The sequence below is a fragment of the Photobacterium sp. GJ3 genome (genome assembly GCF_018199995.1).
GTDB lineage: Bacteria > Pseudomonadota > Gammaproteobacteria > Enterobacterales > Vibrionaceae > Photobacterium.
Genome location: NZ_CP073579.1, coordinates 935,049 through 961,290 on the forward strand (window position 1 = coordinate 935,049; position 26,242 = coordinate 961,290).

Genomic DNA, 26,242 nt, shown 5'->3' on the forward strand with positions numbered 1-26,242 from the left:
GGGAGCCTTTTAGTTTTGTATACAATATCAAATACATAAACTTGCCCTATACAGTATAAAACTGCACCATAAGCAGTACATTCAGACATCATGATGCAAACACAAATGAATTTACTGTTCCAGGAGAGTAGACAGTTATGGTTCAATTTCCGACAGCTGCCACCCGAAGCGTATTGCTCACAGGAAGTTCAGAGCAAAGCAAGCGGCAAGAGTTAAAAGCAGCATTCAATCAAACCTGGGCGCTTTACGAATCCCTGTTTCGTCTGATCCACGATGACGATGCCTTTTATCGTAAAGCCGAGCCACTTCGCCACCCACTCATCTTTTACTTTGGCCACACGGCCGTTTTCTATATCAATAAGTTAAAGCTGGGCAAATACATTGAGCAAAGACTCAACCCGCAATTCGAATCGATGTTCGCCATCGGGGTGGATGAAATGTCGTGGGATGACCTCAATGAAGCCCATTACGACTGGCCAGCTGTAGATGACGTCCGAGTATATCGAGAACAAGTCAGACACGCAGTCAATCAGTTTATTGATGACATGCCTCTGACGCTTCCCATCAAAGACGCGGATCCCGCCTGGGTCGTCCTGATGGGGATAGAGCACGAACGCATTCACCTTGAGACTTCTTCCGTTATTATTCGCCAGTTACCCTTATCCGACCTGACTCCCTCCCCCGAGTGGGCCCCCTGCACTGAGTTTGGTCCAGCCCCTGAGAATCAGCTGATTGCCATGTCCGGGCGCCATCTGACGCTGGGCAAGTCTGAAGATGCCGACACCTATGGCTGGGACAACGAATACGGAACACAACATTTCAAGATTGAAGATTTCAAAACAAGCAAGTATCTGGTTTCAAATCAGGAATACCTTGAATTTGTCAAAGACGACGGATATCGGCAAGCGCGTTACTGGACCGAAGAAGGGCTGGCCTGGCTCCAATATACGCAAGCCACGATGCCACGTTTCTGGCGCGAGTATCAGGGTCAGTATTTTCAGCGCAATCTGTGTCATGAGATTCCCCTTCCCCTCAACTGGCCTGTTGAAGTCAATCAGTTAGAAGCCAAAGCTTTTTGTCGCTGGAAAGCAGAGCAAGCGCAGCTGCCGGTCCGGTTGCCAACTGAAGCTGAGTGGTATTTACTGCGCCAATGTCTGGAAGAAGCCTCTCCGCACTGGCAGGAAGTGCCCGGCAATACTGAGCTGGCTTATTTTGCTTCATCCTGTCCGGTTGACCGCTTCGAACACAATGGCTTATGCGACATTGTGGGCAATGTCTGGCAATGGACCGAAACGACAATCGACGGCTTCCAGGGCTTCCAAGTCCACCCGTTATATGATGATTTCTCGACACCAACATTTGATGGTAAACATAACCTGATGAAAGGTGGATCCTGGATATCAACCGGTAACGAAAGCATTCCCGAGTCGCGTTACGCATTTCGCCGACATTTTTATCAGCACGCCGGATTCCGGTATGTCGTCTCAAAACAGGATCCAGCCAGCATGACGCACCTCAACGTGTATGAAACCAATGAATTGATCGCTCAATATCTGGAGTTCCACTACGGTCAGGAATATTTCAATGTGCCGAATTTCTGTGTCAATGGCGTGAAGCAATGTCTGGAAGAAGTCTCCCTGCACCAGACACGGCGAGCGCTGGATATTGGTTGCTCTGTCGGGCGCGCAAGTTTTGAGCTGGCAAAACGCTTTGACCATGTCGATGGCATCGACTTCTCTGCCCGGTTTATACAGCAGGCCTACGCTTTGCTTGAACAAGGTGAGAAGCGTTACACAATTCCAACCGAAGGGGATCTGGTTGAGTTCAAAAGTATCACGCTGGATCAGATCGGTTATCAGAACCTGAGCGACAAAATCCATTTCAGTCAGGGCGATGCCTGCAACCTGAAACCCCAATTTACAGATTACGATTTGGTTTACGCCTCAAACCTGATCGATCGGCTGGGTGATCCGGCAGGCTTTCTGACCAGCATTGCTGCACGGATTGCGCCCGGCGGCTATCTGGTGATCACCTCTCCCTACACTTGGCTTGAGGACTATACTGCCAAAGATAAATGGCTGGGCGGGATTAAAGTCAACGGTGAAAACTTCACAACGCTGGACGGACTGACGGAAACCCTGATCCCGCATTTTGAACTGGTCGCCGTGAAAGAAATTCCTTTTGTCATCCGGGAAACCAAGCGAAAATTTCAACATACCGTTTCTGAAATGACGATCTGGCGCAAGCGTTAACGGGCATTGGAGAATCTCCCCCAGACCGATACATTGACGCAGGTCTGGGGTAGAATGCCCGCTTTTGATGGATAGGAACAGCGAAGTGAAAACCCCTTGCGTCGCGAAGTGTAAGAATCAGGAAGGTATTTGCAGCGGATGCCTGAGGACCATGAAAGAAATCAGTGAGTGGCGGCTCATGAATGATGAAGCACATACACAAGCTATCGCACAAATTCAAGGAACAGAATCTACTCACACCTGTGAGCGATGCGGCAATCCGGCCTACTGCGCAATAGACGATAATCAACAATCCTGCTGGTGTTTCGAACTCAGCAAACGCGATACCAGCAGTCTGCCCGAAGGCAAGTGTGTCTGTCGTGCCTGTCTCGCGAGTCTGCCTCCGCAGTGAGCATCAACTGCTACTATTAGAGTGACTCCTGCTTGTTGTCTGAGAGTGACACACCTATGAGAAAGTGGATCTGGTTATCAATCTGTTTGAGCATGCTGGGCTGTAATCCTCCCCCTAAAGCAGGTTTTACGGCAAAAGATCTGCAACAAGATTGGGTACTCAGTAAGATTGACGGGCGGGAGCTCACCCAGACAGAGATCCGGGAACCGATTCGCCTGAGCCTGGATGGGCAATTCAAAGCAACGGGATTCAGTGGATGTAATCAGTTCATGGGATTAGCCGAACTTCAAAATGGAAACCAGTTCAGAGTGACCTCACTGGTTTCCACGAAAATGGCCTGTATTCAGAATGAAGTGGCAACGATTGAATCCGTCGTGGTCAGTTCATTGCAACAGTGGAACACCACCGCACTGGAAAGCAATACCCTGACGCTGACGACTGAACAGCATGTACTGACTTATATTCCCGAAGCACTGCACACGCCTTCTGATACAGCGCCTTAACCCCTCGATTCAACGCCATGATAAGCAAAATAGGCTGACGTTTTTTCCGGGGTCATATACTTTGCCAGCGTCTTTTCCGGCACCTGAGTTAAATCCACGACGATCAGACCATCCAGTGCATCATTGAAATCCGGATCGACGTTAAAGCACACCAGCTTACCGTTCAAACCCAGATACTGCCGAAGCAGGACAGGCACCCCTTTCCCTTCATCCATACGTGCCAGAACTTTCGACAGCAACTGGACATCAGCCAATGCCGACAACATGTCAGGCTGCCAGAATACACGTTGATCATTCTCCAGCGGATTCGTGGGTGACACCAGCTTCGCGCCCTGTGCATCCGAGTGATGAACCGTCATGCAGGCAGCCATAAGCTGACGCGCTTCCTGACTGTAATCACCACTGATACTCACCGGTCCGAACAAGTGCGTATACTTCGGATTGCGGCTCACAAATGCTGAAATCCCTTTCCAGAGCAGCAGCAAAGCACTCAGGCTGCGCTGGTAAGATTCGGCCACAACAGAGCGGCCCAGTTCAATCGATGCACCATATGCCGCAATAAAACGTTCATCATAGTGAAACAGCGTGCGTGAATAGAGACCGCTCAGTCCCTGTTCGGCCATCAGCTCATCGGTCAGGCCCAGCCGGTAAGCCCCGACAATTTGTCCGGCTTCCCGATCCCACACAAATAAGTGGCGATAATTTTGGTCAAAGTCATCTAAGTCAATGGACTTGCCGGTCCCTTCGCCAACCGCACGGAAATTGATTTCCCGGATACGCCCCAGCTCTCTGAGGATCGCAGGAATCTGCGCTGCCCGCGCGCAATACACATCGAACTCACCCTGACTGAGCATTTTGTCTGTCTCGTTCAGCCGGGCAATGTCGGCTTCCAGCAAATTGCGACTGACAGGGGCTTCAATTGTTTCTGCCGGCGAGAAAGTCTGGCTCTGTCGCGCGTGCGTTTGCGGTGTCAGTTTTGCCTGGCTCCCCAACAGATAGGTATTCAGTTTCAGGTAATTTGCCAGTTCCTGTCCATCCCCGATATTTTTGACCTCGCTGTAACGAATCGGCTCCCCAATCGCGATGGGAATCCGGACCTCACGCTTATTCAGCATTTCACGGCCCAGCATCAGTGTGCGCAGGATCGGATGAATCTTGCCCGCCATATAAAACTGACGGCTGTTCTGGCCGCCGATGAATACTGGCACGGTTGTCGCCTGATGCTTCTGAATGAATCGGCTGACTGACTTGCTCCAGCCCTTATCCCGCAGCTGCTTGGTTTTTTTATCGTAAACCGACACTTCTCCGGCCGGGAACATCAAAAGCAATCCACCCGCCGATAAATGACGATTCGCTTCCCGCATGGCACGGGCATTCGCCCGGACCGCATCCTGTCCTTCAAACACATCCACGCCAATAAACAGCGCATCCAGCTCAGGTACCGTTTTCAGGTAATGGTTGGCAAGAATTTTCACATCCGGGCGAATTCCCCGCAAAATGCTCGCCAGGATAATGCCCTCTGCGCAGCCCAACGGATGGTTTGCCACCACAACCACCGCACCCTGCTCAGGAATGTGATGACATCCGCCTTTCACAACCTGATAATCAATCCCGAGTACTTCCAGGGCATACCGCAAAAATGCCTCGGTATCCTGACCGACAGGCCGTTGTGCGTAAAAACGGCTCAATCTGTGCAAACCCGTTGCCCATTCTGTCAGTTTTTCACCAACCCCAAACGGGGTCTTCCGTGGTAAACGAAAAGGACTTGTGGTTTCCATAGTGTCTCCATCCTCAGTGGGTGTATACCCAAGCAACCTCAGCCTGCGTGCTCATCTGGCATGTCTGCAACAAAGCCGTCAGACCGGAGGTCACTTGGGTATACACGACAAGTATGAGAAAAATTTATGACTCGACCGTGTCATTTCGGCTTCAGAATGATGAGAGATATGCGTCGGTTTCATGAAACAGAATCGAGCTCACATTTTGTAACATACGGCCACAGAGGCGATTTCGGAGGGATTTTGCACGGACAAAGGTTCTTAACATTAAGCCAATACTTCAGTGCATCGCGCGCTATCTTCAAAACATCAGCTCCCAAACATAACCACTAAGGAAGGAGGTCACTGGAAAAAGAGGATGCGTTGTTGTGAATAAAGTTATCCTGATTCTGTTGCTGAACATCTTTCCGCTGCTGCTCTTTATGGCAGCTTTCATGCTGATACCCGAACAGTGTGAAAATGGCATGGCCGGATTGATCCACTGGCTGAACAATCAGCCGGAAACCAGCATCCATGCGATCTGTAGCACTTCTGCTACAGAACTGTTTGATTCCCTCCAACACCCCATCAAGTAACCTTTCCTGGGCTATTCTCTCAATAGAGATCACAAAAATGTCCTGTTCCGGTGATTTTCTGCCACAGAAAAGGACACCTTGATTCAACCAGCTGACTGATCCCAGCATTCACAAAGGACGTCACATTGGACACGCTGCTTGGCACCATTGGCTACCTGTCAGCCGCAGCAGGTTTTCTGTTTATTTTTCTGCTGTTATTAACCACAAAAGCGAAAAGCCTGCCAAAACGGTTGCTGCAATCGACCTGCCTGCTCGGCACGGGCTGGGCCATTGCTTCTTATTTTCAGGTCCGGTACCAGCTCTCGATCCTGCCGGTTCTCTTTACCGAGAGTCTTCTGACACTGGGCTGGTGTCTGCTGGTGACCAGCAGCCTGACCGACACACCGCGGTTCTCGCGCTTATTTTCAGAAAAAGTCCCGGCGTTCCTGTGTCTTGCCATTCTGGGAATCGCCGTTCTGGAAGGGCTGCGTTTTTTCTGGCCTCTACTCGATCAACGCAGTTTTCTGTTTCTGCATCTGTGCCAGACCATCGTGGGTCTGTGGTTTACGGAACTGCGTTACCGAAGAACCCTGAAAGAAGATCGCTGGGCAATTAAACCGCTTTGCCTCGGGCTTGGGATGTACTTTGCCTACCACTTTGCACTGTATGCCGATGCATTTCTGACCAATGTGCTCGCGCCCGGATTCTGGCTCAGTCGGGGGTGGATCATGCTGGTTTCTCTGCCCCTGATCTTACTGACGGCACGACGGGCCAAGCACTGGCAAAGCCGGGTTTATGTGTCGCGGGATATCATCTATCACAGCAGTCTGTTACTGGTTGCAGCCGGGTACTTACTGGTGATGTCGCTGGCAGGCTTTTATATCAAATCGATGGGCGGGCAATGGAGTGACACGATTCAGATCCTGTTTTTTGCGCTCAGCGGGCTGGTGCTGGCCAGCCTGTTTCTCTCCGAGACTTTTCGGAAAAACATCATGGTGTTCATCACCAAACATTTCTTTGCCAACAAATATGAATACCGTGAAGAATGGATGCGGTTTACCACCACATTGGAGCAGCCGGAAGGAACGGAGTATGACACCGCCCTGCGCGCGATGATGCATCCATTTGGTTGTGACAAAGGTGTACTGGCCACGCGGCAAGGCCCAAGACTGAAAGTTCAGGCCAGTATCGCCATTGACAGTCCGCATCCGGAAATTGATCTCTTGCTTACCAATGTCGCCTTCCCCGTTCTGGAACATCAGTGGATCCTGGACATTCAGCAAGCAAAACAGCATCGGGAGCCCGCCCCTTTTGAAATCGATCCGGACGCGCTGGCGGCAATCACAGAATTTGCTTACGTCGTCCCGTTAACCAGTAGCAGCGGCACCCAAGGCGTTTGTCTGCTCTCGAAACCAACATCAACAGAAAAAGTGAACTGGGAAGATCGGGATCTCATGCATGTGATCAGCCGCCAGTTGTCCGTGTTCCTCAATGTCTTTGAAACGAATCAGAAGCTTGCTGAGAGCCAGCAATTCGATACCTTCAATCGCATGTCTGCGTTTCTGGTTCATGATCTGAAAAATGTTTTAGCACAGCTTCAGTTGCTGAGTAAAAATGCTGCCAAACATAAAGACAACCCCGCGTTCATTGAGGACGCTTTTGAGACGGTGGATTCCGCAGCCAGCCGGTTAACCAAAGTCCTGACTCAACTCAACAACAAGCGGGTCGATCACCAGTCCATGGAAACGATCGACCTCGATCAGCTGATTCATCAGGTCTGCAAGCATCGCGCCGTCAAACTTCCCGCTCCCGCAATCATTGGTCAGTCCGTACTTCCCTTCTGTTTTCAGGCTGACCGCGAACGGTTCAGTAATGTGCTGTCACACCTGATTCAAAATGCTCAGGAAGCCACCGATGACTCGGGATATGTTCACATCTCGACAGCGGTCACAACCGATTTTTACCGCATCAGTATTTCGGATAACGGGCGTGGCATGAGCCGGGATTTCATCGAAAACCGGTTATTTAAACCTTTTGATACAACAAAAGGTAATGCAGGCATGGGCATTGGGGCATACGACGCCAAAATGATGGTGGAACAACTGGGTGGCTACATTGATGTGCTGTCTGAGCCAGCTCAAGGCACATCGATCCACCTTCATTTACCGCTGAGCATCGCCGCACAACCCACCCATGACAGTGAATCTTGCCAGTAAGGAAAGCAAATATGGACACATTATTAGTCATAGAAGATGATCCCGGCATTCAAAAACAGTTGAAATGGTGTTTTCCACAATATGAAGTCGTCATGGCTGGTGACCGAAAGTCGGCCATTAATGCGTTACGCCGTCACGATCCAAAAGTAGTGACTTTAGACCTGGGTTTGCCGCCAGATGAAGCCAATGCTTCAGAAGGACTGAATGTACTGCAAGAAATTCTGGCTTTGTCCCCGCATATCAAAATCATTGTCATCACCGGCAACGATGACAAAGCCAATGCGCTCAAAGCCATTGCGCTGGGCGCGCATGACTTCTACCAGAAACCGATTGACGACGATATTCTGGCCGTGATCATCGACCGTGCTTTTGTGGTCGCGAATCTTGAGGCCGAAAACAATACGTTGAAACAGTCCTCCCTGGAAGCCAATGGTTTTATTGGCAACAGTCCGCAAGTCCAGCAAGTGTGCCGAATGATCGATCGGATCGCCCCCACAGAAATTACAACGCTGATCCTGGGAGAAAGCGGGACAGGCAAAGAAGTCATCGCCCGTGCGATCCATACGAAAGGCCCGCGTTGCAATCAACCTTTTATTGCCATCAATTGTGCATCCATTCCGGAACATCTGCTGGAAAGCGAGCTCTTCGGCTTCGAAAAAGGTGCATTTACCGGCGCTCATAAAACAACCGCAGGCAAAATTGAGTGTGCGGATGGCGGAACGCTGTTTCTCGATGAGATTGGCGATATGCCCTATCCGCTTCAGGCCAAAATTTTAAGATTCCTGCAGGAAAAGGTGATTGAACGTGTAGGCGGGCGTCAGGAAATTCCTGTGGATGTGAAAATTATCTGCGCCACACACCAAAACCTGGAACAGATGATGGAAGAGAAAACGTTTCGGGAAGACTTATATTACCGCATCAGTGAAATCACGATTCAGAACCCGCCCTTGCGGGACAGAGATCAGGACATCCTGCTGCTGGCCCGCTATTTTCTGCAACAGGCCAGCCAGCAGAACGCTCACAAAATCACAGGTTTCTCTGACGACGCAATTCGCGCCATGCTTCAGCACAACTGGCCGGGTAATATTCGCGAACTGCAAAATAAGGTCAAATCAGCGGTCATTATGTCGGACAGCAAACTCATTACCGCATTGGATCTGGCCTTGCACACGACCGACGCTGAGTCTGAACCCTTAGCGCTCAACCTGCGTCAGGTCCGCGAAGATGCAGAAAAGCAAGCCATCACCAAAGCCCTGTCGCTGACGGATGGCAACATGTCCAATACCGCCAACATTCTGGGGATCACCCGCCCGACGCTCTATTCGCTGATGGATAAATATATGGTCAGGAATGAGTGACAGAACCAGTGCCAGTCCCGTCATTTCATATTGGGACAGGCACGTTTTCTGGGCAGCTTTGAACCGGGACAGACACGCTTTTACCGAAACCACTTAACGGGACAGGCGCCATTTCCTTATCAAAAATCAACCCCCGATGATGTGACTGTCCCAGTTGCCTCTTAGTACTGCCTCTTAGTACAGGCACTGTTTTTCTGAGCACTTTTAATTGGGACAGACACTATTTTCCTCATCGATAACTTACTCCGATGTCGTGACTGTCCCAGTTTATTCTGTGCCTGTCCTGACTCCCACAGTGCAGTGCCTGTCCCGCTTGAGCGATATCAACGCAACAAAAAAGCCGGTGGTTTCCCACCGGCTCTGGTCACATCATTTTTTCATTCAGACGATTTCATTAGCTGTCTCACCCAATACTTTTCTTTTAAGCCCGGGGGATAATCCTCATTCAGTATCAGCTCATCGTCGCTGCCTTCTTCGCCTTGCTGCAGCAACATTTTTCGTTTTTTAACCAGGAGCTGGTCCAGCTTACGGATGGTCGCAATTTTCCGCTCAATCACATTATCCAGCACTTTTTCAATTTCATTCAGGGCCTGGAACGCGTTACTGGATCCGGACGATTGCGGTTCGCGGTCCGATCCTGACTGTGCAGGGTAATTCTCATAGGTTTCGCGTGCAGAATATTCATAGCGAGAACTCGCCGGACTTTCCTCCGGGCAGGTCGCCTGGTTTCTCTGGACTGCTGGCCGGATAATTCCTCATTCATTTCGGCGATCACTTTTTCCACGTTCACCGTATTGATTGCATTCAACCCTTCCATACAAGCGAACAGGAAAAGACGATCGGTCAGAATATTGATTTTTCTGGGCACCCCTTGGGTATACCGGGTGATGGCTTCAAAAACACCATCGCTTAACGCGGGTGTCCCCTGCCAGCCCACACAATTCAGGCGATGTAAAATATAGTCTTTCACTTGATCGGCCGAGAAAGGCTGAAGATTGCAGGAGGCGATAATTCTTTGCCGCAACTGCTCCATTTCAGGCAATCGGATGATTCCTTTCAGCTCCTCTTGCCCCAGCAAAAAGCTCTGTAGTAACGGTTTATCATTGAACTGAAAGTTGGACAACATCCGCAATTCTTCAATGGTTTCTGCAGGCAGGTTTTGGGCTTCATCCACCAGCAAAACTGCCCGCCGCCCCTGTTGTCTCAGGCCAAGCAAAAACTGCTCAAACCGTTTCAGAATATCGGCTTTCGATAAGCCTTCGGTGGCAATACTGAATTTTGAAGCGACCAGTTTGACCAGTTCGTCAGGTGATAATCGGGTGGTTGAGATTTGAACCGCCATAATCAACTCATCCAGACTGGATAACAGGCGGTGGACCAGAATGGTTTTCCCTGTCCCAATCGGGCCGGAAACGACAATGAATCCTTCCCCTAAAGACAAACCATACTGCAGGTAAGATAGCGCTTTTTCATGATGTGGACTGGCAAAGAAAAAGCGTGAGTCGGGACTTAATTTAAACGGTTTATCCGTAAATCCAAAATGCGCTTCATACATAATTAAAACTCCACCCTTACATCCAGAAAAAGTCGGGTTTCATCGTAGTCATTGACAGAATTCGATGACGAACGGTCGTAATACTCGACACCAGCCTGAGTGATCAACTCCGGTCTGAAAGCGTAGGACATATCCAGACTGAAGGTATGGTAATCATCATTTTCTTTCCCTGAGCTGACATAAATGAACTCATATCGTTCAAATCCGTAACCAATATGCCCGGACAGAGCACGGGATAACCGATGATTCACATCCAGCTCAATCCCGTGTGAATTGTCTTCAACAACATCCGACAACGATTCCAGCGTTTCCCGGTCAATCTGAAACAGAGATAGCGTGTAACGTGTCCGCCGGAGCCCCAACTCTGAACGCCAGCGCGCTTCTTTTCTCAGATAGAGCTCGTCTATTCGCCCCCTTGCACAAAACGCTCCCGTTCATAACTGTCCGGCCGTTCCGTATAAGTCAGCGTGTTTGTCCAGCGTCGGGTGCGATGCCGTATTTCAGCTGCGTAAGCGTCTCCTCTTAATCGCTTGTCGTACTGAAAATAAAATCGCGTTCTGTCGCTGGGGCTCAGGTTGATTGCACCAGCCCAGAAATCTGAATTCACATCATCTTCCGAGAAGTTATAGCTGACATCCAGATACGAGTAGCGATCCCAGAAGTATCGCGTACCAATGCCCCAATTCAGAATTTCGTTTTCCGGCGAATCTGTCACACCGTTATAATTTTCGTAATTCAAGCGCACAAATGGTGCGAATCCGCCAATCGTCTGCAAGCCAAATACTTCATTGATCCGGGAAAATTCCGTAGACACCTCATCATCCCGTCCTTCCCGGTAATCGTAGCTAAGACTAAGCAGCCAAAAAGCATCTTTCACCGATCGGCCGTTGGCATAACTGACGTTGCCGCCCCAGCCCGTGTAATTTCCAATTTCATCTTCATTATCGATAACACGGGTATAAATTCTCGAACGCAGATCCATGGTGCTGAGCGGATTGGTCCGATAACTTAAACCAATCTGTGCCTGATTACTCTGAATGGTATCCCCGCTGATCTCATCTGCATTGGCGTCCGTCGCAATATCTTCCGCAATGTTTTCAATGGATGCACTGGCATCAACCTGAAACCCACTGCGACCGAGCCCTTTAAAGGTATAGAAATCAAGGTTCTGGTACAGTTTGTCATTCCGGTCGGTTTCCGTGTAATACAGGTACCTTAATTCATAATCCAGCCCAAGGTAGCCCCGGTTTCCCTCAACGGTCGCTTCAATGCCTGTTTCCAGTGCCGTGATAAAACTGCTCTGTTGATTCGTATTGGATCGGTTCACATTGTCGGTAAACGTCAGCTCTGTGCCAACATAAGGCGTTATTTCCACATCCGCCGCCTGCGTGGGAAGCCCAATCAGAGAAAGGCCCCAAGTAAATACACACTAGGATTGATCCTCTGTAGCGCCATAGTCATGTCCATGTCTATATTGACCCAACACATTGCGCACGGCTTTGTTCATCACAAACCCGATTGCCATATCCTTATTCAGCTGTGACACTGCAGCTTCGATATCATCCAGACGCGACTTATCCTGCTCTACAACAAACAGTGCCTGTCCCAGTAATTTGGAGAGCGTCATGGTTTCAACCACACCCAGCACCGGCGGACAATCAAAAATCACCATCCTGTCCGGGTAACGGTGCGCCAGTTCATTCATCAAACGTTCCATTTTGTTACTGGCTAGCAGCTCGTTACTCAGATGATGCGGCTGGCCCGCCGGGATAATCCGCAAATTCGGGATGGAAGTGGGATAAATAATCTCCGACAGAGTGCTCACTTGTCCCTGCAAAAAATCAATCAGTCCGGGGCGTGTCTCGATTCCAAGCAAATCGCTGACACCGGGTTTGAGTACATCGGCATCCACCAGTAGCACGGTTTTATCTTTTTCCGACGACATGCTGAGAGCCAAGTTCACTGCGGTAAATGTTTTCCCTTCCTGCGGTGAAGCACTGGTGACCATCACCAGATTTGCACGCTGATGAAACTGCGCACCGGCACTGAATGCGTTATGAAACAGTTTTTGTTTGATCGCACGATATTCATTGGTGATGGTGACATTCGCTTTCTCATTGGTATGAGACACCATCCCCATCTCCTGCAGGCGATGTATATCAATCTCAATCACCGCTGGGGGATGCCAGGCAGGCGGAAAACCATTCCCCAGACCCGTGTGGCCGGATGGCTGAGAGAGACCTTCAGCTCTGGTCTGGTTGTTCGATGACGCATCCCATCCCTGCTGCTTTTCAGAGGTCTTGGCTTTCGATTGCCCTTGATTCCCCTGCGTCGTTTTCTCCATTGCTTTTTGAATGATGCTCATAACCACCCCATCTCCTGCATGACACGCGCATGAATCGAGGTATCAAGATTCAGTGCCATGAAACCAAGAAAACAAACAACCAGTGCGGTGCTCATCCATAGAAATCGCCAGTTTTCTTTACGAACCGAGGCCGAGATGCCCGATTGCCGGGTTGAAGTCACTCCGCCAAGCACGGGTAGTCCGGTGATCTGGTACAGTTGTCTGGCTGACGTTGCAACCGGATAAAGCTGACTGACAAAGAACGCCAGACCCAGGCCAGTCCCGAGCCCGGCAACCAACACCATGCCGAGAAACAGCGGACGAATCGGGCCGGAAGGTTTGAGCGGCGTTCGCGGTGGATCGACAACCCGGAAGGTGATGTCATCTGAAGCAGCGCCAACCTTTTGCGAAATCAGCGCCGATTCCCGGCGTGACAGCAATTCTTCGTACTTGGCTTTGGTGATGTCGTAGCTCCGGGTCAAGCCCGTCAGTTGCGCTTCAACATCCGGCATTTGCACCAGTTTTTCCTGCAAATAGGCCGCTTTTTCCAACTGAGCTTTTTCCCGAACCTGCAATGATGCGACCTCATTCTCCAACTGGCTGATCAGTAATTTCAGATTCTGAAACAATTCAGAATTACGGAAATCACTGTTGTTACTGCCGGATGCCGAAATTGCATCCTGCTTTTGCTGTGTCAGTTCATCGATCTGGCGTCTGGTTTCCTTCACATCGGGGTGCTTGTCGGTAAAGCGAAACATCAGGTTATCCAGGCGGGTTTGCAGATATTCCAGCCGGTCATCAAACGCTGTTGGGACTGCCCCTGATTTCGGGCCGCAATTGCGGTTTCTTCATTCAGTTTGCGCTTCGCTGTCTCGAGCTGTGTCCGTCTTTCCTGAAGCTGTAACTGTGTGTCTTCAATTTCAGTCGTCAGCAAATCCAGCTGGCGACGGAATCCTTGCTCTGCACTGGGTAAGTAACCGGCATGCTCCCGCTTAAATTCGGCCAGACCGGTTTCTGCATCCGCCAGTCGTTTTTCATAATCCGACAGTTGGCGGGCGATAAACTCATTGGCTTTATCAGTATCCTGCTTATTTTTTCCCAGCGTGTTTTCAACAAACACATCCAGCGCGGATTGCACTACATTCTTCACAAAGATCGGATCTGAACCGCTGTAGCTGATCGTAAACAGGTTTTCCCGGCCAGCCGACGCAATCTCAATATTGTCTTTCAGCTCTGCCAGAATCTCCTCATATTCTTCGTTTGTCGTTGCTTTCAGATCGGCATCGGTATACCGGGCAATCGTCTCCAGGTTTTGGCGGCTGAGTAATGTCTTCACCATCAGGCTCAATTCCTGATTTGAATCATTCGGAATCGCCAGCCCTTTCAGCAAGGGTTGCAGAATAGACCGCGTATCCGCATAAACACGGGCCTCAACGGTATATTGATTCGGCCACAAGGTGACAATCGCCCAACCCAGCGGACAAACAATCCAACTGGCGACGATGATCCAACGCCGCCGTACCCACACCCCTTGTAGGTACTCAATCAGGTTCTGAAATTGCTCCTGCATGTGACCTCCAATTAGAACCAGGCTTCTGGAATAATAATGATGTCACCGGGAAGAATATCGACGTTCCGCCGAATGTCGCCGTCCCGCAGCAGATCGCCCAGCGACAGCGCAAATGCTTTCTGCTGACCGCCGATCACCCGGATCAGCCGGGCATCATTCCCATCCGCAAAATCTGTCAGTCCGCCCACAGCAACCATGACATCCAGTAACGTCATGTTTTCCCGGTAGTTAATCGCCATCGGTTGCTGAGCTTCACCAATCACGCGTACTTGCTCACTGTATGGCCCGACAAAGCCATTGACGATGACACTGACAATCGGATCGCGCACATACTCAGCCAACTGTGCTTCCAGACTGCGTGCAAGTTCCGTCGGCGTTCGGCCTGATGCCAGCACGTCATCCACTAAAGAGGTCGATAACATGCCATCCGGCCGGACAATATAGCCGCCCGAAATTTCCGGATTCCCCCACACAAAAATGGTTAAGGCATCACCGGGTCCAATCAGGTACTTGTATTGATTAATGTTTTTTGTCAAAGAAGGTTGTGGCGTTGCCGTCGGTAAAGACGACAGTGAATTTGACGAACAGCCGGCGAGAAAGGTCATCAGCGCTGCTGCTGTCAAACTGGTTATCTTGTAGAGGTGACCGCGTCTTGTCATAACAGCATCCATCCTGCATTTAAGTCCATGTCTTACATCGCTTTATCAAGATTTGAGGTGTTCAACACACTTGTAATTACTGCAGGTCAAAGCATCATTGAACTAATTTAACTATATATGATTTTTTTATTTTGCAGATTTTTTATGCTTGCCGATACTCATTAGACGTAGTGGGAAATTAAATAATTCACACCTGGGACAAGGTGATTATGACGTACTCAAAATTTCATGATTTAAATATCAGCAATGCTGTGCTTATTTTTTCAGACATATTAATGCTTTCTGGCATATTCTGGGGCGTGCAACGATTTGGAACTATTCCGGAGGCGTCGGTCAATCTGTACATGGATGATGTATTAAATATAGCAAATCTCATTTTTTATACACTTCCTTTACAGTTAACTTTGCTATCCGTTGGCCTTTATAATGAAAAAATCCGGGAGTCATTTCGGGGGATTGCGGTCAGAATATTAGTCGCCATTAGTTTGGCGTACATGTTGTCAACCAGTCTTTATCTCATCACACCGCTGCCGTTTCCCCAAACATTCAGCAGAGAATGGATGTACAGCCTGGCATTTCTCGGACTCGTCATCACGCGCTACATTGCCATTCGCTCCCAATACCAGATGCTGGGACGGCTGAAAGTCTTAGTTTTAGGTGCAGGCGCACGAGCCGGTTTAATCAACCGTTGTATGCGCCGACAGTCTGACCGGGTACACGTCGATCTGGTGGGATATATTCCGATGCCAGGTGACCAGCTCGCCTCCTCAGCCGTTTCCCCGGTTCTGGATACAGACACGCCGCTGGATAGCTTTGTTCGCCAACACCACATCAAAGAAATCATCATCGCGGCAGATGAACGCCGTGGCAACCTGCCAAGCAGCAGTTTGTTCCAGTGCAAAATGAATGGCGTACAGATCATCGATATTATTGATTTCATTGAGCGGGAGACGGGCCAGGTTGCCGTCGATCATATTCATCCTTCCTGGGTCATTTTCAATTCTCAGACCACCCGGAACCGGATTGGGCAGTTTTTGTACTGGCTCTTTAACTGCGGCATTGCGCTGCTGATTTTGCTTGCAACCTGGCCTTTACTGATTGCTGTGGTTCTGATGATCAAACTCGAAGATGGATTTCGTGCCCCTGTTCTGTATTCACAGGAACGGACCGGGCTGAAAGGCAAATCATTTTCAATTTATAAGTTCAGAAGTATGCGGATAGATGCTGAAAAAATGGGAGCTCAAATGGCCAGCCGAGCCGATCCGCGCATCACCAGGGTCGGTCATTTCATCCGGAAATACCGACTGGATGAACTGCCTCAATTAATCAATGTGCTGAAGGGTGAAATGAACTTTGTTGGCCCCCGGCCTGAGCGTCCTTATTTTTCTGATCAATTTGAACAAACGATCCCATACTACAACCATCGTTTATATGTGAAACCCGGACTGACAGGTTGGGCACAATTAAAATATCCTTATGGTGAGAACCTAGACGATGCAATAGAAAAACTAAAATTCGACCTTTATTACATTAAACACAAAAGCTTTTTGTTTGATGTATTAATCCTGATAAAAACCTCTGAAATCGTTTTATTTGGCAAGGGGCGTTAAGATGAAAGCATTAGCCCCGACAAACTTTAGAACCAGATATAACGCGATGACAGTTGATGTCGAAGATTATTTCCACGTCTCTGCATTTTCTTCCATGATTCAAAAAAAGGACTGGGGGAAAAGATATCCGATCCGCGTCGATTACAGTACGAGAAAAGTACTGGATATTTTTGAGACGCATCAAATCAAGGCCACCTTCTTCATTCTTGGCTGGGTGGCCGATGCCTGTCCTGCACTCATCCGGGACATCGCATCGCGCGGCCATGAATTAGCTTGCCATGGCTATGCACACGACAAAGCCAATCAGTTGTCACGCCATGCTTTTTTTCAGGATGTCAGCAGAAGTAAATTTCTGATCGAAGATATCGCCGGAAAATATGTTCAGGGTTATCGTGCCCCCAGTTTTTCTATTGACCCGTCGAATCTGTGGGCATTTGATATTCTCAAACAACTGGGATTCACGTTCAGCAGCAGCACTTACCCGGTCAGACATGATCATTACGGCTGTCCGGACTGGCCGCGATTTCTTCATACACGTCAGGAAGGCATCATTGAGATCCCTATCCCGACACGCCAGATCTTTGGCACGAATATTCCAATCGGCGGCGGAGGTTATTTCCGTTTATATCCTTACGCACTGAGTAAACAACTGATTCGCGGATTCACTGAACAGTATCAGCAGCCCTTCTGCTTTTATTTTCATCCCTGGGAAATCGATGCTAATCAACCGAGGATTCATCAGGCGTCCTTCAAAGCCCGCTTTCGTCACTATCTCAACCTTGCGCAAATGGTTCCCCGATTACACCGATTACTGAACGATTTCCATTGGACCACCATCAGTGAAGCCTATCAATTGGATGGATATGATTATGAAACAGGATCTGACAATTCGAGCACTGACCCGGAAAGCGCACAACCTCTGGGATCACTACGTTGATTCACACCAGCACGGCAGCTTCTTTCACCTGACGGGATGGATTCATGTGATTCAGGACGTTTTTGGTCATCAGCCACACTACCTGTTTGCACAACAGGGGGACCAAATTGTCGGCGTGCTGCCTCTGTTTGAACAAAAAAGCCTGCTGTTCGGCCATGCGCTGATTTCAACACCTTTTTGTGTCTATGGCGGCGCGCTTGCCGATCAGGATGATATCCGCCGTGAACTGGAAAACGCAGCCTACGATCTTGCCTGCGAGCTCAATGTCGATTACATCGAATTACGGGACAGTCACGAACATCCCTGTGAATCCCCCTGGTTCCGGCACTGTCATCATGCCACTTTCAAAAACACACTGGCGTTGCCGGCAGAAGACCTTCTCTCAGGTATCAAACGCAAACAGCGTGCCGTCATCCGGCATGCCCAAAAGAATAACCTGAGCTGGGAAGCGAAAGATAACCCGGCGCTCTGTTTTGAACTCTATGCGGAAAGTGTCCGGAATCTGGGAACACCGGTGTTTCCGCCGGCATTGTTTCAGACCCTGAAAGACACTTTTGGCAGCAGCTGCGAAACACTGGTCGTCCGCGATGTTCATGGTCAGCCCGTCTCCGGTGTCCTCAGTTTCTACTATAAAAATCAGGTTTTGCCTTACTACGGCGGCGGGACTCAGGCCGCCCGGGATCTGAAAAGTAATGATTTCATGTACTACCAACTCATGCTGCTCGCAAAAGAAAGAGGGGCCGAATTGTTTGACTTCGGGCGCAGCAAGATCAATTCAGGCGCATATCACTACAAAAAACACTGGGGGATGGAAGAGCAGCCCTTGCACTACCGCATGGCGCTGGTCAGGGCAAAACGGCCTCCCAATCTGTCGCCAAACAACCCCAAATATCGCTATTTCATCCGAGCCTGGCAAAACCTGCCGATGGGACTGAGCAAACAAATCGGCCCCATGCTTTCAAAATATCTGGGTTAAGGGGAACGTGAAGATGAAACCAGCCATTCTGTATCTGTGCCACCGTATCCCTTATCCGCCCAATAAAGGCGATAAGATTGCCAGCTATCATCTGCTGAAATATCTCAGCCAGCATTACGATGTCTATCTGGGCTGTTTTATTGATGATCCCACGGACTGGCAATACTGCCCGACAGTCGATTTATTGTGTCGGGAAACCTGCTTTGTCGCACTTCACCCAACTCAGGCAAAGTTCAAATCCCTTCGCGCACTGCTGAGCGGACAACCGATGACTCTACCCTATTATGCGTCGTCAGACATGAGGAAGTGGATTGATCGTTGTCTGGACCGTTGCCGGGACAGTCACCCAATTCGAAAAGCCCTGGTTTTCTCGAGCAGCATGGCCCAATACCTGATGACAGCTTCCCCGGACCTTCACAAAGTCATGCACTTTGTTGATCTCGATTCTGAAAAATGGCGGCAATATGCGGAGAAAAAATCCGGCCTGATGCATCTGATTTATCAGCGCGAATACCACACGCTGGCACGTTACGAAAAACAGGTCTGCGCTGCATTTGACGTCAGCTGCTTTGTCACAGACACGGAAAAAAATGCCTTCACTGCGCAACTGCCCGATTCGCTCCACCATAAAGTCCGGACACTGGAAAACGGTATCGACAGCCAGTATTTTTCACCCGATGCTTCCTTTTCTCGCGAGACGGATTATCCGCTTGCACAAGAAAATTATGTCGTGTTCACTGGTGCGATGGATTACTGGGCCAATGTTGATGCGGTCTGCTGGTTTGTTCAGACGGTCTGGCCCATCGTCCTGCAACATCACCCGGACTGTCGCTTCTATATCGTAGGTTCATCCCCACATCCAAAGTGAAATCGCTGACGAAAGTTCCCGGTGTTATCGTCACCGGCCGTGTCGCCGATGTCCGACCGTTCCTGTTTTATGCCAAAGCCGCCGTCGCCCCATGCAAATTGCCCGCGGCATTCAGAATAAAATTCTGGAAGCCATGGCAATGGAAAAGCCCGTCCTCACCAGCTCTCTGGGCATCGAAGGTCTGGAGGACTATCCGTGCAGTCAGGCGCCGCGCCATCAACGGGGACAGGCACCTTTCGCCGGGGCAAGATCAAACGGGGACAGACACCTTTCGCCGCCGGGACAAAGATCAAACGGGGACAGACACCTTTCGCCGCCGGGACAAGATCAAATGGGGACAGACACAGTTGCCGAAGCCAAAGCAACGGGGACAGGCACAATCACAGAATCGGCCGGATCCATACCGGGACAGGCACTCTTTGTTTCCGATGAATCGCGGGAGAATGCTCAGTGGGTGTGTGATCAATTGAGTGCTCCCCGGCAACCCGCGACAGTTTCCCGGTATTGGATAAAAACACATTTCAGCTGGGAGGCACGACTGTCCCCGGTGTTGAGTTATCTGGAGGCACACCATGGCTAAGTCTCTCTGGCTGCGGCTTGGGTTCCCATTGGCTACCTGGTTGTGGCTTTTCTGGCCTTCCCTCGATCACATGGTCACCGTTTGGCTAAATTCTAAAACTTACGAGCATTGTTTTCTGATTCTGCCGATCTGCCTGTGGCTGGTCTGGCGTCAGCGGGATGAAATCCGAAACATTCCACTTTCTGTGAGTGGCTTGGCAGCCTGCTTACTCGGGATTCCCTGCCTGTTATGGCTGATGGGCCGCGCTGCGGACATTGGCTTATTTGAGCACCTCGCTGCCGTGATGAGCCTGCAGTTATTGCTGTGGGCCATCCTTGGAACCGCAATTGCACGCGCTCTTTGGTTTCCTTTACTTTACCTTTTCTTTGCCGTGCCTTTTGGTGAAAGCCTGGTGCCGCAACTTCAGATCATTACGGCAGATCTGTCGGTGTGGCTGCTCAATCTGAGCAATATTCCGGTCTACCGGGAAGGGTTGTATTTAACGATCCCCAATGGCCGTTTCTACGTCGCTGAAGCCTGTTCCGGCATCCGTTTTCTGATGTCGAGTGTTGCACTGGGGACGTTATTTGCCTATCTGCAGTTCACAAAAACATACAAACGTCTCTGCTTTGTGGCTTTTTCGTTCGTCTTTCCCATTATTGCCAATGGTATCCGCGCTTTTGGCATCGTCATCATTGGGTATTGGAGTGACATGAAATACGCCGCAGGCGCGGATCATCTGATCTATGGCTGGGTCTTTTTCAGTCTGATTATTCTGGTGATTTTCTTCACGGCCAGCCGATTCTCTGATGCTGAGTTACCTCCTACCGATCACAATCAAACAAAAACACCGACTTCGCCTCGTGCGCAAAAGCGCGTGTTCGTCTCAGTTTTTTGCCTGTTTGGACTCACTGCGCTCTGGCATTTGCATTTAACACATCACGCTGAAAGCACGAATGCTTTGCCCAATTCAGCCACGAACAGAACGGGGACAGACACGACTAGCGCCGAGGCCGGCATCACCACCGTAAATGAAACGAGGACAGGCGCATCAAACACACCGCTGACAACATGGGGAATCACCTTCCCGAAAGCCATTAACAGCCAGCGACACTCTGCCGCCGAAGGCAAGGCAGAAATCTATACCGCCAGTTACAACCTCTGGCAGCGGGATGGGGAATTAATCAGCAGCACCAATCAGCTTTTTAATCAAGACACCTGGTCCCTTCAGCGCAGCCGGGGCGTACAGCTTCAATCAGGTGTCCATGCGAAAACCATGACAATCGCCAATGCCAGAGGCGACACCATGCATCTGGTGTACTGGTATTGCATCAACGAATTTTGTAGCAGTAATCCGCTGGCGATCAAGTTGGTCAGAGCGTCTTACCGGCTGGCTGGGCTGAAAGGTGTCTCTAACGTCACTGCGGTAGCCAGTTCGGAGCTTGGCGAAACCGAGATCACGCAATTTGCGGGACAAAACGAAGCCGTTCTTGTCCCGAGCATGTGAACACCGTCAGATTCAGTCAACATTGCTATTCAGGATGAAGGGGAAAAGCTATGTGTGGTATCGCAGGAATGATGAATATGCAGCGGCCTGCCGGGATTGATACTCGGCTGCTTCAGCATATCAACCGGATCCAACATCATCGTGGTCCGGATGATGAAGGATATTACTGCGACCAATGGGTCGGATTGGCACATCGGCGCCTCTCCATCATCGATTTGTCCGGCGGCCACCAGCCCCTGTTTAATGAAGATCAAACCATTGCCATCGTTTTCAACGGGGAAATTTATAATTTCAAAACTTTAGCGCATGAGCTGAAGTCGCTGGGCCATGAGTTTCGCACCTTGAGTGATACCGAAGTGATTGTCCATGCCTGGGAGGAATGGGGCGAAGCGTGTCTGTCCCGGTTTCGTGGCATGTTCGCGTTCGCACTCTGGGACAGTCGCAAACGAGCCCTGTTTCTGGCGCGGGATCGGCTCGGGAAGAAGCCGTTGTTTTACACCATGACGCAAAAAGGACAGTTCATTTTTGCTTCTGAACTCAAAGTGCTGACAGTGCATCCGGATGTGGATCTCGCGCTGAGGCATGAACTTGCAGAAGATTACCTGATGTATGGCTATATCCCCGATCCGCATACGGCGTATCGCAACATCTTCAAACTTCCTGCCGGACATGCGCTCACACTTCATCCGGGACAAGTGCCTGTCCCTGTCCAGTACTGGGATCTGCCAGAGACGACCACAACCCTGACCTGGCCTCAAATTCAGGAATCCTTACTCGAAAAAATCAAGGAAGCCGTCAGCATCCGCATGGTCGCAGATGTACCGCTGGGGGCATTTTTATCCGGTGGCGTCGATTCCAGTGCGATTGTCGCTCTTATGTCGCAACTAAACACTGACCCGGTCAATACCTGCGCCATCGGATTCGATCAAGCCAAATTTGATGAAACCCAGTACGCCCGCCTGATTGCTCAGCAATATCAGACACAACACGAGGAGCAGCAGGTTAGTGCGGATGATGTCAGTCTGGTGGAAATTCTGGCGCAGTTGTATGACGAACCATTTGCCGATGACTCAGCGTTACCGACTTATCTTGTCTGCAAACTTGCGCGGCAGAATGTCACGGTCGCGTTGTCTGGTGATGGGGGAGATGAAATTTTTGCCGGATACCGCCGTTACCGTTTCCATCTGGCCGAGCAAAAAGTCAGGGGCTTACTGCCCTCCCCGATCCGGCAGCCTGTATTCGGACTTCTCGGCCAGATCTATCCCAAAGCAGACTGGGCGCCACGCGCCTTTCGGGCAAAAACCACCCTGCAGTCTCTGGCACTCGACAGTGTCGATGCCTATGCCAATACCATCTCCAAAATTCGGTATCAGGACAGACAGTCTTTGTTCAGTGCGGCCTACCGACACAGTCTGAGTGGTTACACAGGCGCAGAAATCTTAAGACAACATGCATTGAATACGCCCACGGACGATCCATTGAAATTCATTCAGTATCTGGATTTCAAAACCTGGTTGCCGGGAGACATCCTGACCAAAGTAGACCGAGCCAGCATGGCGAATTCTCTGGAAGTGCGCGCACCTTTACTGGATCACGCGCTCATCGAATGGGCTTTCCAAATTGAGAGTCAGGACAACATCCGACGCCAGACCGGTAAATACTGTTTCAAGAAAGTATTGGAGCCGTTGTTGCCTCAAGCCATTCTTTATCGTCCTAAAATGGGATTCAGCCTGCCTTTGTCTCACTGGTTCCGGCACCAGCTTCAGCCACTGTTACATGAACAGGTCTTATCTCCGGTGATGATGGACAGCGGCTATTTTGAACCCAGGCAATTACAAAAGCTGGTGACTGAGCATGCCAGTGGCCGGGGCGATCATGGTGCTGCGCTGTGGAGTTTGCTGATGTTCGCCCAATTTCTATCGAGGCAAGCCTGATGAGAATCCTGACGATTTCAACCCTGTATCCCAACGCCGCCAATCCAAGACATGGCATTTTTGTTGAGACCCGGCTGCGTCAACTGAAAAAACATTATCCGGAAACTGAAATCACTGTCATCGCGCCCGTGCCCTGGTTTCCCAGCAGCCATCCAATCTTTGGCCGATACGGTGAACATGCGTCTGTCCCCGTAAAAGAAACACGGTATGGGATCCCTGTCTATCACCCAAGATATCTCGTGATCCCCAAAATTGGCATGTTCTGGACGCCCACCACCCTGGCCCGGTGCCTCCAAAAACAAATTCACGCCCTTATCAACGCTGGTCTGGAATTTGATCTGATTGATGGTCATTACTTCTACCCGGACGGCGTGGCGATTGCAGCCGTAGCCAAAGCTTTGCGCAAACCATTTACCGTGACCGCAAGGGGGACAGACATCAATTTGATCCCGGATTATCCATCGGCGCGCAGGCAGATCCAGCAAGTCCTGTCTGCGAGCAACCATAATGTAGCCGTCTGTGAAGCCCTGAGAACAGCCATGATTGGTCTTGGCGCGACACCCGACCGGGTCAGCACCCTGCGCAATGGCGTTGATCTTGAGTTGTTTTCCTTCTGCGATGAATCTCAGCAGGCAGGCTTGCGACGAGCGCTCGGCCTGCCGTTGAACACGCCAATCATCCTGTCGGTTGGCTTATTGATTGAACGCAAAGGGCACCATCTGGTGATCGACGCGCTGCGTCAGATTCCGGGCGCCGTCCTGTTGATTGCCGGTTGCGGACCGCTACGCAAAACCTTGTCTGTCCTCGCTGCGAAATACGGCGTTGCAGACAGAGTCCGCTTTCTTGGTCGTCTGAGTCAGGAAGAGCTCTCGGCTTATTATGGTGCTGCCAATGTTCTCACTCTGGCTTCTGATCGCGAAGGCTGGGCAAATGTCCTGCTTGAGTCGATGGCCTGTGGCACGCCTGTCGTTGCCACCAACATCTGGGGCACCCCCGAAGTGGTGCAACAGCCCCGAGCAGGCCTTCTGGTGGAACGTAATGTAAATGCAATTGCTGCAGGACTGCTGCAGATTCTTTCAAACCCCTTGCCCCGTGCCGCAACCCGGCGATACGCAGAGCAGTTTGACTGGTTCGCAACGTCCGAAGGACAGTACCATCTGTTTCGTCGTTTGATCAGGAGTGCGACATGAAAATCCTCTATCACCATCGTGTGGCTTCGAAAGACGGACAATTCGTCCACATTGACGCGATCATCCATGAACTGAAACAACTGGGGCACGAAGTGATCCTGGTTGCACCCAAGGTTTCTGAAAAATCTGATTTTGGTTCAGATGGTGGCTGGGTCAGTAAAATTCGGCGCCTTTTACCCGGATTTCTATGTGAGTTACTTGAGTTTGGCTACAGTGCTTATGATTTCATCCGGCTTTGTCATGCCATCATACGTCACCGGCCGGATGTGATTTACGAACGCTATAATCTGCTGTTCATCTCAGGAATTCTCGCTAAATACATGTTTCGTTTACCTTTATTGCTGGAAGTGAATGCCCCGTTGTATCACGAACGCCAAAGCTACGGCGGTATTCATCTCGACTGGCTGGCAAGGTGGTCTGAACTTTTCGTCTGGCGCAACGCCGATCACGTCCTGCCAGTCAGCCATGTCCTTGCAACAGACTTGCACGATGCCGGTGTCCCAGACACGCGAATCAGCGTAATTCCTAACGGCGTTGACACAACCCAGTTCTATCCTGATACAGCCACCAAGCGCCCAGAATTCGCCAACCACCTGATTGTCGGGTTTGTTGGTTTTTGCCGGGAATGGCATCAGTTGGATCAGGTGCTGTCCTTAATTGTGAATGCCAATCAGCAAAGGCCACCGGAGCAACCTCAGGTTCTGTTCCTGATCATCGGAGACGGCCCCGTGCTGGAAGATCTCCAACAGCAGGCACAGTCTCTCCATGCAACCGATCAAATCATTCTCACCGGACTGGCACCACGGGAAAACATGGCCGAGTGGCTGTCCCAGATTGATATCGCCCTCCAGCCTGCTGTGACTCCCTGGTGCTCCCCGCTCAAACTTATTGAATATCTCGCAACTGGCAAAGCAATCGTGGCACCAGATAGTGAAAACATCCGAGAACTGTTAACGAATAACGAGAATGCCCTGCTTTTTCAGGAAGGCAATCTCAACGAGATGCTCGCCAAAATTGAACAACTGATCACAGACACATCGCTACGCCAGCGCCTGAGCCAAAACGCGGCCGCAACCATCAAGGACAGGCACCTGACCTGGCAGGCGAATGCTGAGGAAATTACAACGATCTTCAAGCGACTAACCAAGAAACGCTGAGCGGGAAGAGGCGGAAAAAAGTGGGACAGTCGCACTTTAGATCAGCAGGACCAGATAAACAGGACAGGCACTGTTTAAGCTGAGCGCCTCCCAAATTGAGGACAGACACCTCAAAGTTTAGTGAGCATTTCCAAAGAAAAACCAGACACTCAATTACAAATTGTTTATGAAGTCGTCGCAATTTCACCATCATCGCCTTTATTTCATCTCACCCTCCAAATACTGTTCATTTATCCAGTACCGGAGGTATCATTGTGACAATTGCCAGACACAGACAAATCCAGTTAGACGCAACAGCATATTATCATTGCATGTCCAGATGTG

At 50.2% G+C, this 26,242-nt stretch carries 24 protein-coding genes; 15 read left to right on the forward strand and 9 right to left on the reverse strand.

The genetic code is table 11. The features are described 5' to 3' along the window. The first annotated feature begins 137 nt into the window (after positions 1-137). The 3 genes from ovoA to KDD30_RS21210 all read left to right on the forward strand — a co-directional run bounded on the left by ovoA (position 138) and on the right by KDD30_RS21210 (position 3,146). Positions 138-2,252, forward strand: coding sequence for a 5-histidylcysteine sulfoxide synthase (gene ovoA / locus KDD30_RS21200; RefSeq protein WP_211650365.1), 2,115 nt, complete (start codon positions 138-140; stop codon positions 2,250-2,252). Positions 2,253-2,403: 151 nt separating this feature from the next. After that, positions 2,404-2,643 (forward strand): cysteine-rich CWC family protein, encoded by a 240-nt coding sequence (locus KDD30_RS21205; RefSeq protein WP_371826103.1) that lies wholly within the window; start codon positions 2,404-2,406, stop codon positions 2,641-2,643. A gap of 56 nt (positions 2,644-2,699) precedes the next feature. Continuing rightward, on the forward strand, positions 2,700-3,146 hold the full coding sequence (locus KDD30_RS21210; protein ID WP_211650369.1) for an META domain-containing protein: 447 nt from the start codon (positions 2,700-2,702) through the stop codon (positions 3,144-3,146). Here the strand turns inward: KDD30_RS21210 and KDD30_RS21215 are convergent. Next, on the reverse strand, positions 3,143-4,924 hold the full coding sequence (locus KDD30_RS21215; RefSeq protein ID WP_211650377.1) for a lysophospholipid acyltransferase family protein: 1,782 nt from the start codon (positions 4,922-4,924) through the stop codon (positions 3,143-3,145). The two genes, KDD30_RS21210 and KDD30_RS21215, sit on opposite strands and share 4 nt — an antisense overlap. A 368-nt stretch (positions 4,925-5,292) precedes the next feature. On the opposite strand from KDD30_RS21215, the gene KDD30_RS21220 reads away from it, so the two are divergent. From KDD30_RS21220 to prsR, 3 genes are all read left to right on the forward strand, one after another. Beyond that, a complete protein-coding gene (locus KDD30_RS21220) occupies positions 5,293-5,499 on the forward strand; it encodes a hypothetical protein (RefSeq protein WP_211650380.1) in 207 nt (68 codons plus the stop codon). 125 nt (positions 5,500-5,624) lie between these two features. Further along, the gene (gene prsK, locus KDD30_RS21225) at positions 5,625-7,694 is read left to right on the forward strand and encodes an XrtA/PEP-CTERM system histidine kinase PrsK (protein WP_211650388.1); all 2,070 of its coding nucleotides are present in this window, start codon (positions 5,625-5,627) and stop codon (positions 7,692-7,694) included. 11 nt (positions 7,695-7,705) lie between these two features. Next, positions 7,706-9,052 (forward strand): PEP-CTERM-box response regulator transcription factor, encoded by a 1,347-nt coding sequence (gene prsR, locus KDD30_RS21230; RefSeq protein WP_211650397.1) that lies wholly within the window; start codon positions 7,706-7,708, stop codon positions 9,050-9,052. Positions 9,053-9,429: 377 nt separating this feature from the next. Here the strand turns inward: prsR and KDD30_RS21235 are convergent, their stop codons facing one another. From KDD30_RS21235 to KDD30_RS21270, 8 genes are read right to left on the reverse strand one after another with little or no spacing between them, the layout of a single operon-like run. Further along, positions 9,430-9,621, reverse strand: a complete 192-nt coding sequence (locus tag KDD30_RS21235) for a hypothetical protein (RefSeq protein WP_211650399.1) — start codon at positions 9,619-9,621, stop codon at positions 9,430-9,432. A gap of 14 nt (positions 9,622-9,635) precedes the next feature. Next, positions 9,636-10,607, reverse strand: coding sequence for an XrtA/PEP-CTERM system-associated ATPase (locus KDD30_RS21240; protein ID WP_211650401.1), 972 nt, complete (start codon positions 10,605-10,607; stop codon positions 9,636-9,638). Positions 10,608-10,609: 2 nt separating this feature from the next. Further along, entirely contained in the window at positions 10,610-10,969 is a 360-nt protein-coding gene (locus KDD30_RS21245; protein WP_211650403.1) for an outer membrane beta-barrel protein, read from the reverse strand. Between the two features lie 41 nt (positions 10,970-11,010). Beyond that, positions 11,011-11,982, reverse strand: a complete 972-nt coding sequence (locus tag KDD30_RS21250; RefSeq protein WP_211650405.1) for a TIGR03016 family PEP-CTERM system-associated outer membrane protein — start codon at positions 11,980-11,982, stop codon at positions 11,011-11,013. Positions 11,983-12,036: 54 nt separating this feature from the next. After that, the gene (locus KDD30_RS21255; RefSeq protein ID WP_211650407.1) at positions 12,037-12,972 is read right to left on the reverse strand and encodes an XrtA-associated tyrosine autokinase; all 936 of its coding nucleotides are present in this window, start codon (positions 12,970-12,972) and stop codon (positions 12,037-12,039) included. Next, positions 12,969-13,709 carry a hypothetical protein gene (locus KDD30_RS21260; RefSeq protein ID WP_211650409.1) on the reverse strand — a complete coding sequence of 247 codons (741 nt, stop codon included), beginning with the start codon at positions 13,707-13,709 and terminating at the stop codon, positions 12,969-12,971. Before KDD30_RS21260 ends, KDD30_RS21255 begins: the two co-directional genes overlap by 4 nt. Then, a complete protein-coding gene (locus KDD30_RS21265) occupies positions 13,709-14,521 on the reverse strand; it encodes a Wzz/FepE/Etk N-terminal domain-containing protein (protein ID WP_211650411.1) in 813 nt (270 codons plus the stop codon). The genes KDD30_RS21260 and KDD30_RS21265 overlap by 1 nt, the downstream gene beginning before the upstream one ends. An 11-nt stretch (positions 14,522-14,532) precedes the next feature. Then, entirely contained in the window at positions 14,533-15,180 is a 648-nt protein-coding gene (locus tag KDD30_RS21270) for an XrtA/PEP-CTERM system exopolysaccharide export protein (RefSeq protein ID WP_371826104.1), read from the reverse strand. Between the two features lie 275 nt (positions 15,181-15,455). Between KDD30_RS21270 and KDD30_RS21275 the strand changes: the two genes are divergently transcribed. From KDD30_RS21275 to KDD30_RS21315, 9 genes are all read left to right on the forward strand, one after another. Then, positions 15,456-16,790, forward strand: a complete 1,335-nt coding sequence (locus tag KDD30_RS21275) for a TIGR03013 family XrtA/PEP-CTERM system glycosyltransferase (protein ID WP_249199348.1) — start codon at positions 15,456-15,458, stop codon at positions 16,788-16,790. Position 16,791: 1 nt separating this feature from the next. Next, complete coding sequence (locus tag KDD30_RS21280) at positions 16,792-17,727, forward strand: XrtA system polysaccharide deacetylase (protein ID WP_211650435.1); 936 nt, start codon at positions 16,792-16,794, stop codon at positions 17,725-17,727. After that, entirely contained in the window at positions 17,660-18,703 is a 1,044-nt protein-coding gene (locus tag KDD30_RS21285) for a FemAB family XrtA/PEP-CTERM system-associated protein (RefSeq protein ID WP_211650437.1), read from the forward strand. The genes KDD30_RS21280 and KDD30_RS21285 overlap by 68 nt, the downstream gene beginning before the upstream one ends. Positions 18,704-18,716: 13 nt before the next feature. Continuing rightward, positions 18,717-19,571 (forward strand): TIGR03087 family PEP-CTERM/XrtA system glycosyltransferase, encoded by an 855-nt coding sequence (locus KDD30_RS21290; RefSeq protein ID WP_211650439.1) that lies wholly within the window; start codon positions 18,717-18,719, stop codon positions 19,569-19,571. 91 nt (positions 19,572-19,662) lie between these two features. Continuing rightward, the gene (locus KDD30_RS21295) at positions 19,663-20,151 is read left to right on the forward strand and encodes a hypothetical protein (protein WP_211650440.1); all 489 of its coding nucleotides are present in this window, start codon (positions 19,663-19,665) and stop codon (positions 20,149-20,151) included. Next, complete coding sequence (gene xrtA / locus KDD30_RS21300) at positions 20,144-21,637, forward strand: exosortase A (RefSeq protein ID WP_211650449.1); 1,494 nt, start codon at positions 20,144-20,146, stop codon at positions 21,635-21,637. The genes KDD30_RS21295 and xrtA overlap by 8 nt, the downstream gene beginning before the upstream one ends. Positions 21,638-21,687: 50 nt before the next feature. Beyond that, a complete protein-coding gene (locus tag KDD30_RS21305) occupies positions 21,688-23,571 on the forward strand; it encodes an XrtA/PEP-CTERM system amidotransferase (protein WP_211650459.1) in 1,884 nt (627 codons plus the stop codon). Next, positions 23,571-24,761 (forward strand): glycosyltransferase family 4 protein, encoded by a 1,191-nt coding sequence (locus tag KDD30_RS21310; RefSeq protein ID WP_211650461.1) that lies wholly within the window; start codon positions 23,571-23,573, stop codon positions 24,759-24,761. The genes KDD30_RS21305 and KDD30_RS21310 overlap by 1 nt, the downstream gene beginning before the upstream one ends. Then, positions 24,758-25,918, forward strand: coding sequence for a glycosyltransferase family 4 protein (locus tag KDD30_RS21315; protein ID WP_211650463.1), 1,161 nt, complete (start codon positions 24,758-24,760; stop codon positions 25,916-25,918). The genes KDD30_RS21310 and KDD30_RS21315 overlap by 4 nt, the downstream gene beginning before the upstream one ends. Positions 25,919-26,242 lie beyond the last annotated feature (324 nt).

What these genes read in the sequence shown, in the direction of transcription:
- ovoA (WP_211650365.1), top strand. Translation starts at nt 138, where the DNA reads ATGGTTCAATTTCCGACAGCTGCCACCCGAAGCGTATTGCTCACAGGA.
- KDD30_RS21205 (WP_371826103.1), top strand. Translation starts at nt 2,404, where the DNA reads ATGAAAGAAATCAGTGAGTGGCGGCTCATGAATGATGAAGCACATACA.
- KDD30_RS21210 (WP_211650369.1), top strand. Translation starts at nt 2,700, where the DNA reads ATGAGAAAGTGGATCTGGTTATCAATCTGTTTGAGCATGCTGGGCTGT.
- KDD30_RS21215 (WP_211650377.1), bottom strand. Translation starts at nt 4,924, where the DNA reads ATGGAAACCACAAGTCCTTTTCGTTTACCACGGAAGACCCCGTTTGGG.
- prsR (WP_211650397.1), top strand. Translation starts at nt 7,706, where the DNA reads ATGGACACATTATTAGTCATAGAAGATGATCCCGGCATTCAAAAACAG.
- KDD30_RS21240 (WP_211650401.1), bottom strand. Translation starts at nt 10,607, where the DNA reads ATGTATGAAGCGCATTTTGGATTTACGGATAAACCGTTTAAATTAAGT.
- KDD30_RS21255 (WP_211650407.1), bottom strand. Translation starts at nt 12,972, where the DNA reads ATGAGCATCATTCAAAAAGCAATGGAGAAAACGACGCAGGGGAATCAA.
- KDD30_RS21260 (WP_211650409.1), bottom strand. Translation starts at nt 13,709, where the DNA reads ATGTTTCGCTTTACCGACAAGCACCCCGATGTGAAGGAAACCAGACGC.
- KDD30_RS21265 (WP_211650411.1), bottom strand. Translation starts at nt 14,521, where the DNA reads ATGCAGGAGCAATTTCAGAACCTGATTGAGTACCTACAAGGGGTGTGG.
- KDD30_RS21270 (WP_371826104.1), bottom strand. Translation starts at nt 15,180, where the DNA reads ATGACAAGACGCGGTCACCTCTACAAGATAACCAGTTTGACAGCAGCA.
- KDD30_RS21275 (WP_249199348.1), top strand. Translation starts at nt 15,456, where the DNA reads ATGCTTTCTGGCATATTCTGGGGCGTGCAACGATTTGGAACTATTCCG.
- KDD30_RS21280 (WP_211650435.1), top strand. Translation starts at nt 16,792, where the DNA reads ATGAAAGCATTAGCCCCGACAAACTTTAGAACCAGATATAACGCGATG.
- KDD30_RS21285 (WP_211650437.1), top strand. Translation starts at nt 17,660, where the DNA reads ATGAAACAGGATCTGACAATTCGAGCACTGACCCGGAAAGCGCACAAC.
- KDD30_RS21290 (WP_211650439.1), top strand. Translation starts at nt 18,717, where the DNA reads ATGAAACCAGCCATTCTGTATCTGTGCCACCGTATCCCTTATCCGCCC.
- KDD30_RS21295 (WP_211650440.1), top strand. Translation starts at nt 19,663, where the DNA reads ATGCAAATTGCCCGCGGCATTCAGAATAAAATTCTGGAAGCCATGGCA.
- xrtA (WP_211650449.1), top strand. Translation starts at nt 20,144, where the DNA reads ATGGCTAAGTCTCTCTGGCTGCGGCTTGGGTTCCCATTGGCTACCTGG.
- KDD30_RS21305 (WP_211650459.1), top strand. Translation starts at nt 21,688, where the DNA reads ATGTGTGGTATCGCAGGAATGATGAATATGCAGCGGCCTGCCGGGATT.
- KDD30_RS21310 (WP_211650461.1), top strand. Translation starts at nt 23,571, where the DNA reads ATGAGAATCCTGACGATTTCAACCCTGTATCCCAACGCCGCCAATCCA.
- KDD30_RS21315 (WP_211650463.1), top strand. Translation starts at nt 24,758, where the DNA reads ATGAAAATCCTCTATCACCATCGTGTGGCTTCGAAAGACGGACAATTC.